Here is an 11,789-nt window from a genome sequence, read left to right as displayed (position 1 = left end):
CTGCTCTGGACGTGAAGAGAGCGGACGCTCCTGTGCCCCGGCTCAATTCTGCAGAGGTATCTGAAGCTCCGTCAGGTTGTCCTCGCTGTTCATGCCCTCCCAGTGCACGTAAACCTCGCGGCCCAGAGGCTGCAGGGCAAGTCCCTGCTGCAGGGCCTGCGGGGTGAAGGCGGTCCAGGCGATGCCGACTCCGCTTATGGGCCCCCTGTAGTCCGTGCACAGGCATTCGTGGGCGGGAACCTCGTGGCAGATGAACGCGCCCTGACCACGGCAGGCGTCCACGGGGAAGGATACCTTCAGGGAAAATTCCTTGTCGGGGGAGCCGTCGCAGCCATCGTACGTGAAGATGCACGGACCGGTCAGGGCCATGCCTCTGTTTTCGATCTCCGCCAGGAGCATGGGGATGATCTTGCCGGCAAAGGCCGCGATTTCCGGGATTGTCAGCGTGGCTGCGGCTTCAAGGACCGTGGCGGCGGGGATGTTCTTGCGCTTGATTTGCATGTTCTCTCCTTCAGGGTCGAGGTTGAGTTCACTGAAACGCACCCATGATAAGGCCGAGCTGGGTCTCGATGCGGACCGCGATGTCGGCCATCTGCTCAGGCTGGATCGGTACGATGTCCATGACCTCCGGGCGGGCTTCGGGCGGACCGCATTCACCGCTGCAGCCCAGGCCCATGGCGTGGGTCAAGAGGTCTGCCAGATGCACGATGCCTGCGAGGGGCAGGCCCGTGGCCCGCACGGGATCGTGGTGGCAGCCCACGGCCCGGCTCAGGCCGGGGGGCATCCGCCATCCGTCCAGAAGGCGCTCGCCCATGTCCGCATGGTCGATGCCGAAGAAAAGAGCTTCCTCGGTCATCAGCGGGCGCTTGTGCCTTAGGGCGCTGTCAATGCAATAGCGGGAGCGCTCGGGAAAGGACGTGAAGAAATAGAGCCGCCCGATGTCGTGCAGAAGCCCGGCTACAAACGCCTGTTCCGGCTGTGCCAGTCCGGTGCTTTCCGCCAGCGCCTTGCAGGTCAGGGCGCAGCCGAGACTGTGTTCGAGAAAGGTCCGCATCTCGATCAATGATTTCGGGATGACGCCGAACTGGTCGACCATGAGCAGGCTGGAGGCGAGCATGCCCACTTCGCGCAGGCCGACGATGGACACAGCCCTGGAAACGGTTTCGACCTTGCGCTGGAAGCCGTAGATCGGGGTATTCACGAGCCGCAGGAGCTTGGCCGTGAGTCCGGGGCTACGGGTAATGATCTCGACGATCTTCTTGCTGGAGGGGTCGGGCTCGCTCAATGCCAGATTGAGGTCCTGGGCCACGGCGGCCAGCTGCGGGGGATCGAAGCTGTCCAGGCAGAACATGGGCAGTTCCCGGGGCAAATGCACCGGTCCGGCGGGCCCCCTGCAATCGCGCAGCAGCGGGGGGAGTCCTCTTTCGATGCGTTGGGCTTCGGCTTCGGTGCGCAGGCCGAGCAGGATCGGGCCGGGCGGGACGCCAAGGTCGTGCCCGGCATAGAATCTGCGTGCATGCTCGGCGGCCAGTCTCAACTGTTCGGCGCTCAGGGTCACGCGTTCGTCCTCGATCTCGACGTCCGCGACCCCACGTTGCCCAAGGGCCGCGATGGCGCTTTCCGACAGCGTCGCCCCCTTGGGAAAGAGCAGGCGGCCTGCCGGGTCCATGAGGTCGGCCGCCAGGACTTCACCGGGCAGGACCTGCTCGATGCGTTTAAGCATGGTGTCCACTCCCTACAGGTTTCATGGCCGTGCAGTTTTTATGAATACTACATTTATGCACGGGGAGGAACAAAAAAACGCAATCGCAAGGCGTTCGTGACCACCAATACCGAGCTCATGGCCATGGCGCCTCCCGCGAGCATGGGGCTCATGGTCGGCCCCCCGAAGACGTGCAGAAGCCCTGCCGCGATGGGAAGCCCGATGGTGTTGAAGGCAAAGGCCCAGAACAGGTTCTGGCGGATGTTGCGCATCACCGCGCGGCTCAGGGCCAGGGCCGTGAGCACGCCAAAGAGGTCTTCGCGCATGAGCACGACATCACCGGACTCCATGGCCACGTCCATGCCGCCGCCCATGGCCACCCCCAGATCGGCCCGGGCCAGGGCCGGGGCGTCGTTGATCCCGTCGCCGACCATTCCGACAACGCGTCCTTCCTGTTGAAGCTCGATGATGACCTCGGCCTTGCGGTCCGGCAGCACCCCGGCGATGACCCGGTCGATGTCGAGGCGCGCGGCCACGGCCCGGGCGGCCCGTTCGGAGTCGCCGGTCAGGAGCACGATTTCCATGCCCAGATCGCGCAGACGCTGCACCGCCTTCTCCGATTCAGGCCTGAGCTGGTCGCTTATGGCCAGCAAGCCCGCCAGAACGTTGTCCACCGCCACGTGCACCACGGTGGCGCCGCTTTCCTCCAAGCGCTCGCGCGCGGCCCTGGCCGTTTCCAGGTTCAGATTTCGGGCCTGCATCAGCCGCTCGTTGCCGATGGCGACGGTGCGGCCTTCGACCGTGGCTGTCACGCCTTGGCCGGGGACGGACAGAAAGTCCCCGGCTTTGGGCAGAGGGCCCTGTGCGGCCGCGACCACGGCCTGGGCCAGGGGATGCTCGGACTGGGCCTCGATCGATGCGGCCAGGCGCAACAGGGCGTCCCTGTCGAGCCCGGCGGACGGGTCGACCCAGACCTCGGCCAGCACCGGTTTGCCGATGGTCAGGGTCCCGGTCTTGTCGAAGACCAGGGTGCCAAGCTCCCCGGCGCGTTGCAGGGCCCGGCCGGATTTGATCAGCACACCGAGTTGCGCGCCCCGGCCGGTGCCGACCATGATCGACGTCGGCGTGGCCAGGCCCATGGCGCACGGGCAGGCGATGACCAGCACGGAGATGGCGATGCGCAGGGCGAAGACGAAGGGCTCGTCGCTCAGCAGGTACCAGGCCAGGCCCGAAGCCAGGGCCAGGGCCATGACCACGGGCACGAAATAGTAGCTGATGGTGTCGGCCAGGTTGGCGATGGGGGCCTTTGACCCCTGGGCGTCCCGGACCAGACGCACGATGCGGGCGAGCATGGTGTCCTCGCCCACCAGGGAGGCGCGCATGACGAACGCGCCCGTGGTGTTGAGCGTGCCGCCGTAAACTCGGTCACCGGGGCCGCGCCGTGCAGGCAGGGGTTCGCCCGTGAGCATGGATTCGTCCACATGGCTCTGTCCTTCCGCCACCTCGCCGTCCACGGGCAGGCGTTCGCCGGGACGGATGCGCAGCAGATCGCCGGGCTCGATCTCTTCCACCGGGATCTTGCGCTCCTCCTCGCCGTCCACGAGGGTGGCGGTGTCCGGCGCCAGCGCCATGAGCGCCCGGACCGCGCCGGTGGTCTTCGACACGGAGCGGGCCTCGAAGAATTTGCCCAGCGAGATCATGGCGATGAGCACCGCCGCCGATTCGTAATACAGGTCCATGGCGCGGGCCTGGGCGTCCACTCCGAGCCAGATCTCGATGGTGTTCCACAGCGAGTAGACCAGGGCCGCGCCCGTGCCCACGGCCACCAGCGAGTCCATGTTCGGGGCGCGCCTGGCCAGGGCCGGGAAGCCGATCAGATAGAAGCTCCGCCCGCTCCATACCACGGGCAGGGTCAGCAGCAGCTGGGCCAGGGCAAAAGTTCCCGGCGCGTGCATGGGGTCGAGGAAGTTCGGCAGGGGCATGCCCCACATGTGGCCCATGGAAAGGACCAGAAGTGGCAGGGCAAAGGCCATGGACCAGCGCACGACCCGCTTTTTCTCCTCAAGCCGCGCGGCGATTCGCGCCTCTTCGTCTCCTGCGCTTTGTTTTTGCGGAATGCTCGTGGTGAAGCCTGCGTCGTGGATGGTCTGACGGAGCGTGCGTTGCGAGACCAGGGCCGGGTCGAAGACGAAACGGCCGCTCTCGGCGCCCAGATTGACGCTGGCTTCCTTTACCCCTTCCAGGCGGCCGGTGACGCGTTCGATGCGCGAGGAGCAGGCCGCGCAGTGCATGCCGCCGATCTTGAGGTCCAGCACGCTTTGCTCCTGCGGGGCCTCGACGGAAAAACCGAGTTCCCGCACCTGCTCCAGCACTTTTTCCAGGGGCGCGTCTTGCGGGTCATGGAGCAGATCCATCTCTTCGCTGGCCAGATTGACGGAGATTCTTTCAACCCCCGGCATGGCGCCAACCACTTTTTCGATGCGGGTAGAGCATGCCGCGCAGTGCATTCCGCCGACGGGTAAACGTACTGAACGTGATTTTGAGCTCATCTTTCTCTCCGGGATATATTCCAATCGTTTCGAACCTTTTTGTACCTTTTGACGCATGTCTTGCAAGTGCGTTGTTACGGCATGTGATTGACTGATCAATTGTATTCGCGTAGCCAACATGCCTACAAAAATTCTTTTCCGAAAGTCTTCAGACTCCCATCGTTTCTTGAAAAACAAATTGGTTGTTCAACCAGGAGTCAGCAGTGCATTGGCTCCGCAACTTCGGAGGAAGTATGTCCGTTGATGCCACCATGCATGTCGTGCGTCCGGGACGCCGGGATGCGTACCTCGACTGGCTTCAGATGCTCACCGGAGCGGGTCTTGTCCTGTTCATGTGGTGCCACATGCTGCTGGTCTCGTCCGTTGTCCTGTCCCCGAAAATCATGGACGCCATCGCCTGGTTCTTTGAGGCTTCCTACATGGCCCAGGTCGGCGGGCCCGTCATTTTCATCACCATGATCGTTCATTTCATCCTGGCCGCGCGCAAGATTCCATTCCGCGCCGAGGGACAGAAAACTATCTGGGCTCACGCCAAGATGATGCATCACGCCGATACCTGGCTGTGGGTCGTTCAGGCCGTGACGGCCATGATCGTGCTGATCATGGGCTCCGTGCACATGTTCGTGGTTCTGTCCGATCTGCCCATCACCGCCCTCAAATCCGCCGCGCGGGTGCAGGAAGGGTGGGGCTGGTTCTACCTGATCCTGCTGCCGAGCATCGAGCTGCATGTCTCCGTCGGTTTCTATCGCATCGGCGTCAAATGGGGCTTCATCAAGACCGATGGCCGACCCAAGGCCAAAAAGGCCGAAAACATCATGTTCGCCGTGTTCATGACCATCGGCCTTGTCACCTTGTTGCGTTTCGCATTTTTGGGCTAAAGGGGGAAGGCATGCAAACCTATTATTCTGATCTTCTGGTTATCGGCGCGGGCCTTGCCGGCGAGCGCGTGGCCGTGGAATCCGCGTTGGCCGGTTTCAACGTCATCTGCCTGTCCATCGTTCCGGCCCGGCGTTCTCATTCCTCCGCTGCCCAGGGCGGCATGCAGGCTGCGCTTGGCAACTGCGCCATGGGCGAGGGTGACAATGTGGATGTGCATTTCATGGACACGGTCAAGGGCTCGGACTGGGGCTGCGACCAGGAAGTTGCCCGCCTCTTCGCCGACGCCGCGCCCATCGAGATGCGCCGCCTGGCCCACTGGGGCGTGCCGTGGAACCGCGTCGTTCCGGGCACATCCTCCTATTTCAAGGGCGGAGAGAAATTCGAGAAATTCGAGAAGCCCGAAAAGGAGGGCCTCATCACGGCCCGCTCCTTCGGCGGCACGGCCAAGTGGCGCACCTGCTACACCTCCGACGGCACGGGCCACGCGGTCATGTGCACCATGGACAACAAGTGCGCGGAGCTGGGCATAAGCGTCCTGGACCGCAAGGAGGCCATCTCCCTCATCCACGACGGCCAGCAGTGCATGGGCGCCATCGTGCGCTGCCTGCGCACCGGCAAGCTCGAAACCTATCTGGCCAAGGCCACGGCCATCTGCACCGGCGGCTTCGGCCGCATCTACAAGGCCACGACCAACGCCGTCATCTGCGACGGTGGCGGCCATGTCATCGCCCAGGACACGGGCGTGGTGCCCATCGGCAATCCCGAGGCCATCCAGTTCCACCCCACGGGCATCGTGCCGACGGACATTCTGGTCACCGAAGGCTGCCGTGGCGACGGCGGGACGCTGCTGGACGTCAACGAAGAACGCTTCATGCACATCTACGAGCCCGAGAAGGCCGAACTGGCCTCCCGCGACGTGGTCTCGCGCCGCATGACCGAGCACATGCGCGCAGGCAAGGGCGTGCAGTCGGCCTACGGCGAACACCTCTGGCTCGACATCCGCCACCTCGGCGACAAGCACATCTCCACCAAGCTGCGCGAAGTTGACGAGATCTGCCAGAACTTCCTGGGCGTCGATGCCCGCACCCAGCTCATCCCCGTGCGGCCGACCCAGCACTACACCATGGCCGGCGTGCGCACGGACAAGAACGGCGCGGCCTATGGCCTGAAGGGCCTCTTCTCGGCAGGCGAGGCCGCCTGTTGGGACATGCACGGCTTCAACCGCCTGGGGGGCAACTCCCTGGCCGAGACCGTGGTCGCCGGCGGCATCATCGGCGTCAAGATCGTCGAATTCCTCAAAGGCACCGAGACGTCCTTCAATACGGGCGTCATCAATGCCGAGGCCAAGCGTCAGCAGGAGCGCATCGACAACCTGATCAGCGGCCGCCTGGGCAGGGAGAACGTCTACAAGGTCCGCGCCGAGATGCAGGAAGCGCTCATGCAGGGCTGCTTCGTGTTCCGCAACGAAAAGGATCTGGGCACGTGCGTGGAGGTTCTCCAGGGCTTGCTTGAGCGTTCCGCCAGGATCGGGCTGGTCTCCAAGGGCCTTGGCGCCAACCATGAAGTGGCCGCGGCGCTCAAGATCCAGGGCCAGGTCCGCCTGGCCATGTGCATCGCCCAGGCCGCCCTGGTGCGCCGGGAGAGCCGTGGCAGCCACAACCGCGAGGATTTCCCCGCCCGTGACGACAAGAACTGGCTGAACCGCACCCTGGCCTACTGGCCGGAGGGCCGGACCATGCCGGAACTCAAGTACGAAGAGGCGACCCCGCACTTCGAGATCCCTCCGGGAGAGCGCGGCTATGGCGGCGGCAAGATCATCCATGCCGACCAAAAGGAAATCGAGGCCAAGACCATCACGAAGAGCAAGTAAGAGGAACACGACATGGGACGATTGCTCCAGTTTGAAATATTCCGCTACAATCCCGAGGACAAGGACTCCGCTCCGCACATGCAGACCTTCGTGCTGGAGGAGACCACCAACATGACCCTGTTCATCGCGCTGAACCGCCTGCGCGAGGAACAGGACCCGGGCCTCATCTTCGACTTCTGCTGCCGGGCCGGCATCTGCGGCGCCTGCGCCATGGTCATCAACGGACGCCCGGGTCTGGCCTGCCAGACCAAGACCAAGGACCTGCCCGAGACCATCACGCTCATGCCTCTGCCCGTCTTCAAGCTCATCGGGGACCTGTCCGTGGACACGGGCATCTGGTTCCGCGAGATGTACCAGAAGACCGAATCATGGATTCACACCACCAAGGAGTTCGATCCGGCGAAGGAAGAGGAACGCATGGACAACGCCGTGGCCGAAGAGATCTACGAGCTCGAGCGCTGCATCGAATGCGGCTGCTGCATCTCGGCCTGCGGCACGGCGAGGCTGCGCGACGATTTCATGGGCGCGGCCGCCCTGAACCGCATCGCCCGCTTCGTCATCGATCCGCGCGATCAGCGCACGGACAACCAGTACTTCGACATCATCGGCAACGACTACGGCATCTTCGGCTGCATGGGTCTCCTCGCCTGCGAGGATGTCTGTCCCAAGAAGCTGCCCCTGCAGAACCAGCTCGGCTTCCTGCGGCGCAAAATGGGCATCACGGCCATCAAACAGTTTATCAGGAAATAGACATGCGAACACTGAACGCCACCCAAGTCATCGATACCGTGGCCAAGATGTGCATCGACTCCAACCGCTACCTTCCGGACGACGTGCGTCGGCGGTTCGCCGAGTGCGCGGCCCTGGAAGAATCCCCGGCGGCAAAGGAAGTCTTTCGCCAACTGACCGAAAATTATGAACTGGCAGAGGAAACGGGGCTGCCCCTGTGTCAGGACACGGGTCTTGCCGTCTTCTTCGTGGAGATGGGCGAGGACCTGCGCGTCGAGGGCATGAACATCCGCGAGGCCATCAACGAAGGCGTGCGCAAGGGCTACTCCGAGGGCTTTTTGCGTAAGTCCGCCTGCGACCCGCTGACCCGCGCCAACACCAAGGACAACACTCCGGCCATCGTCCACTTCGACATTGTGCCCGGCGACAAACTCAAGATCGCCTTCATGGCCAAGGGCGGCGGTAGCGAGAACATGTCCCGCGTGACCATGCTCGCCCCGGCCCAGGGCTGGGCAGGCATCAAGAAGTTCGTCATCGAGCGCGTGGCCGAGGCCGGCCCCAACCCCTGTCCGCCCACCGTGGTCGGCATCGGCGTGGGCGGCACCTTCGATTACGCCCCCATCCTGGCCAAGAAGGCGCTGCTCAGAAAACTCGACGACACGAATCCGGATCCCAAGCTGGCCGAAATGGAAGACGAACTGCTCGAAGCCCTGAACAAACTCGGCATCGGGCCCATGGGCCTGGGCGGCAAGACCACGTGTCTGGGTGTCAAGATCGCCATGAGCCCCTGCCACATCGCGAGCCTGCCCCTGGCCGTGAACATCCAGTGTCATTCCTCCAGACACCAGGAGGTGGAAATCTGATGGCCGAATACAAATTGCAGACCCCGCTGACGGACGAGGCCATGGCCAAGCTCAAGGCCGGTGACGTGGTCAAGCTGACGGGAACCATCCATACGGCGCGCGACGCGGCCCACAAGCGCCTCATCGACCTGTTGGACAAGGGCGAGCCCCTGCCTTTTGACCTCAAGGGCTCGGTCATCTACTACGTGGGCCCAAGCCCAGCGCCTCCCGGCCGCCCCATCGGTTCGGCCGGTCCTACCACCAGCTACCGCATGGACACCTACGCCCCGCGCCTGCATTCCCTCGGGTGCAAGGCATCGGTGGGCAAGGGCAAGAGGAGCGACGCGGTCAAGCAGGCCCTGAAAGACCACACGGCAGTGTATTTCGGCGCCACGGGCGGGGCCGGAGCGCTGCTGTCCAAGTGCATCACGGCGGCCAAGGTCATCGCCTTCGACGAGCTCGGGCCGGAGGCCATCCGCGAACTGACCGTGGTGGATTTTCCGCTGCTGGTCATCAATGATTCCCACGGCGGTGAATTGTACGTGCAGCCCGATCGCAAGGCGGCGGGGTTGGAATAGACGGAAGAAGGGTTGCGCGGGGCAGGGCGACCAGACAAGCAGGGCGGCCACGCAGGGCCGCCCCTACGGTTTGGAGGGGTTCCGGGGCGATGCACCGTAGGTTGATCCCGCCGGTTTGGATGGGTTCCGGGGCGATGCATCGTGGGTCGGTCACGCCGGTTTGGATGGATTTCGGGACGATGCGTCGTGGGGTCGGTCACGTCGGTTTGGATGGGTTCCGGGGTGATGCGTCGTGGGGTTCGTCTAACGGTATGGATGGTGATGTATTTCAGGGCGATGCACCGTAGGGGCGGCCCTGCGTGGCCGCCCTTCTTCCGCCGTCCATCCACCCATCCGCCGTCCGCATAAACACCCCACCCTGTAAACCCAGGCGTGACGTTTATCATCTTTATTCATGTTAGTTGCGAAATGACCGCGCCGGCATGTTCTGTGCGACTGTTCGCCGCATACGCTGCGAAACAACCGGAAGAGATGCGTGGCGCCGCCCATCGTTAAGTAAGCGTTCGCACCCTGGCCCCTTTCAAGGGGATGCGATTGAATATCAACGTCGCTGAAGCGGCATCACATTTGGAGGACAACATGGCTCTGTTCACACCCCAGGAAGCCCTGGATTATCATTCCGAAGTGCGTCCCGGCAAAATCGAGGTTGTGCCGGTCAAGCCCTATTCCACCCAGAAGCACCTGACCATGGCCTACAGCCCGGGCGTGGCCGAGTCCTGTCTGGCCATCGCCAAGGATCCGGACCTGACCTACAAGTACACCGGCCGCGGCAACCTGGTGGCCGTCGTCTCCAACGGCACCGCCGTCCTGGGCCTGGGCAACATCGGCGCCTACGCCGGCAAGCCCGTCATGGAAGGCAAGGGCCTTCTGTTCAAGATTTTCGCCGACGTTGACGTTTACGACATCAACCTCGACGTGACCGATCCCGACAAGCTCTGCGAGATCGTCAAGGCCATGGAACCCACCTTCGGCGGCATCAACCTCGAAGACATCAAGGCCCCGGAATGTTTCTACATCGAGGACAAGCTCAAAAAGGAAATGGGCATCCCGGTCTTTCATGACGATCAGCACGGAACGGCCATCATCTCCGCCGCGGGCCTGATCAACGCCCTGGAAATCACCGGCAAGAAGATCGAGGACCTGCGCATGGTCGTCTCCGGCGCTGGCGCGGCAGCCATTTCCTGCACCCGTCTCTACGTGGCGCTCGGCATGAAGCTCGAAAACATCGCCATGTTCGACTCGCGCGGCCATCTGCACACCGGACGCACGGACCTCAACGCCCAGAAGCTCGAATTCGCCACCGCCAAGGCCTACGCGTCCCTGGCCGAGGCCATGGTCGGTGCGGACCTGTTCCTTGGCCTCTCCAAGGCGGGAGTGGTCAGTCAGGACATGGTCAGAAGCATGGCCAAGGATCCCATCATCTTCGCCTGCGCCAACCCCGTGCCCGAGATCTCCTACACCGAGGCCAAGGAAGCCCGTCCCGACGCCATCATGGCCACGGGCCGTTCGGACTACCCCAACCAGATCAACAACGTTCTGGGCTTCCCCTTCATCTTCCGCGGGGCCCTCGATGTCATGGCCTCGAACATCAACGAAGAGATGAAGCTGGCCGCAGCCAAGGCCCTGGCCGAACTGGCCAAGCAGCCGGTGCCGGACTACGTGGTTGAGGCGTACGGTGTGGACAAGCTGGAATTCGGCATCGACTACATCATCCCCAAACCCGTGGACCTGCGTCTCATCGAATTCGAATCCGCCGCCGTGGCCCAGGCCGCCATGGATACGGGCGTGGCCAGAAAGCCCATCGCGGACATGGACGCCTACCGCGCGAGCCTTCGCGAACGCATCGCCAAGTCCCGCGAGCGTTTGGACGCCTTTGTGAAGACCTACCCGCAGATGTTCTAGCGGATCGCTCACGTAAAAAAAGCCGCCCCGTCAGCAAAAGTGCTGACGGGGCGGCTTTTTTTTCAGGTGTGCATCGGATCAGCTGGCGGGACGCACCTTGGACGCGACATGATCCCGCACCTGCCCATAGTTTTCCGGGGTGCAGAAAAGAGCGATGTTTTGCGCAAAACCTCCGTAAACCATGATCGTGCTGCGGCGCGGGTACTCCTTGATTTTCCTGATGCTCCTCCACTTGACCAACACATCCTGCCGGGATTGCGCCAGCACGCCGGCCCCGGCCACGGCCGGTTTGCCCGAAAGCAGGCCGAGTACGAAGGCGAGGGTGTTGATGATGCGGTTCTGTCTGGCCTGACGGGCGGCGGTTCTGCAACGGACGCCTTTGCTGTCGACAATGAACTCGGCATCGTATTTTCCGCCCCAGACAATCATGATGAAGAGCCAGGTGAAAAAAAAGAGCGCGCCTATGAGGATGGCCGGGTAGAGAAGGTCGGCGGGCTTTGCGCCGCTCAGCAGCATGATCACGAAAATCAGCCCGAAGGGAATGCCGATCCCAAGTCCCAACTGCTTGAGGATGATGGGATTTCGGAAGATTGGGACCTTTATCGACCACTCGATTCTATCGCTCATGTTGACCTGCCTGAAGATGGGTGCGGGAGGGCGGGTTGGCGGCTGCCGACCGAAAACGGTCATAGATCAGAAGCCTGGATCCTGGCAATGGCCGGGCTCTGCATGTCCGGA

10 protein-coding genes are annotated in these 11,789 nt (G+C 63.1%); 6 read left to right on the top strand and 4 right to left on the bottom strand.

Features of this window, described 5'->3' with window-relative positions; genetic code table 11:
* Positions 1–42: 42 nt before the first annotated feature.
* From BMZ24_RS04585 to BMZ24_RS04575, 3 genes are read right to left on the bottom strand one after another with little or no spacing between them, the layout of a single operon-like run.
* Positions 43–501 carry a GyrI-like domain-containing protein gene (locus tag BMZ24_RS04585; RefSeq protein WP_092189766.1) on the bottom strand — a complete coding sequence of 153 codons (459 nt, stop codon included), beginning with the start codon at positions 499–501 and terminating at the stop codon, positions 43–45.
* Between the two features lie 28 nt (positions 502–529).
* Positions 530–1,723: an HDOD domain-containing protein gene (locus BMZ24_RS04580; protein WP_092189764.1), complete on the bottom strand. Its 1,194-nt coding sequence runs from the start codon at positions 1,721–1,723 to the stop codon at positions 530–532.
* 53 nt (positions 1,724–1,776) lie between these two features.
* Positions 1,777–4,251: a heavy metal translocating P-type ATPase gene (locus tag BMZ24_RS04575; protein ID WP_092189762.1), complete on the bottom strand. Its 2,475-nt coding sequence runs from the start codon at positions 4,249–4,251 to the stop codon at positions 1,777–1,779.
* A 233-nt stretch (positions 4,252–4,484) separates the two neighbouring features.
* Between BMZ24_RS04575 and BMZ24_RS04570 the strand changes: the two genes are divergently transcribed.
* The 6 genes from BMZ24_RS04570 to BMZ24_RS04545 all read left to right on the top strand — a co-directional run bounded on the left by BMZ24_RS04570 (position 4,485) and on the right by BMZ24_RS04545 (position 11,051).
* The gene (locus BMZ24_RS04570; RefSeq protein WP_092189760.1) at positions 4,485–5,129 is read left to right on the top strand and encodes a succinate dehydrogenase/fumarate reductase transmembrane subunit; all 645 of its coding nucleotides are present in this window, start codon (positions 4,485–4,487) and stop codon (positions 5,127–5,129) included.
* Between the two features lie 11 nt (positions 5,130–5,140).
* A complete protein-coding gene (locus tag BMZ24_RS04565; RefSeq protein ID WP_092189758.1) occupies positions 5,141–7,000 on the top strand; it encodes a fumarate reductase flavoprotein subunit in 1,860 nt (619 codons plus the stop codon).
* A 12-nt stretch (positions 7,001–7,012) separates the two neighbouring features.
* Complete coding sequence (locus tag BMZ24_RS04560; RefSeq protein WP_092189756.1) at positions 7,013–7,750, top strand: fumarate reductase iron-sulfur subunit; 738 nt, start codon at positions 7,013–7,015, stop codon at positions 7,748–7,750.
* 2 nt (positions 7,751–7,752) lie between these two features.
* Positions 7,753–8,592, top strand: a complete 840-nt coding sequence (locus BMZ24_RS04555) for a fumarate hydratase (protein ID WP_092189754.1) — start codon at positions 7,753–7,755, stop codon at positions 8,590–8,592.
* Positions 8,592–9,149 (top strand): Fe-S-containing hydro-lyase, encoded by a 558-nt coding sequence (locus BMZ24_RS04550; RefSeq protein WP_092189752.1) that lies wholly within the window; start codon positions 8,592–8,594, stop codon positions 9,147–9,149. Before BMZ24_RS04555 ends, BMZ24_RS04550 begins: the two co-directional genes overlap by 1 nt.
* 579 nt (positions 9,150–9,728) lie before the next feature.
* Positions 9,729–11,051 (top strand): malic enzyme-like NAD(P)-binding protein, encoded by a 1,323-nt coding sequence (locus BMZ24_RS04545; protein WP_092190218.1) that lies wholly within the window; start codon positions 9,729–9,731, stop codon positions 11,049–11,051.
* 78 nt (positions 11,052–11,129) lie between these two features.
* On the opposite strand, the gene BMZ24_RS04540 is transcribed toward BMZ24_RS04545, so the two are convergent.
* Complete coding sequence (locus tag BMZ24_RS04540) at positions 11,130–11,678, bottom strand: hypothetical protein (RefSeq protein WP_143077834.1); 549 nt, start codon at positions 11,676–11,678, stop codon at positions 11,130–11,132.
* Between the last annotated feature and the right edge of the window lie 111 nt (positions 11,679–11,789).

The organism is Desulfomicrobium norvegicum, assembly GCF_900114595.1.
Taxonomy (GTDB): domain Bacteria; phylum Desulfobacterota; class Desulfovibrionia; order Desulfovibrionales; family Desulfomicrobiaceae; genus Desulfomicrobium; species Desulfomicrobium macestii.
Note: the sequence above shows the minus strand (reverse complement) of the source record. Positions and strands in the feature narration are given on the sequence as shown.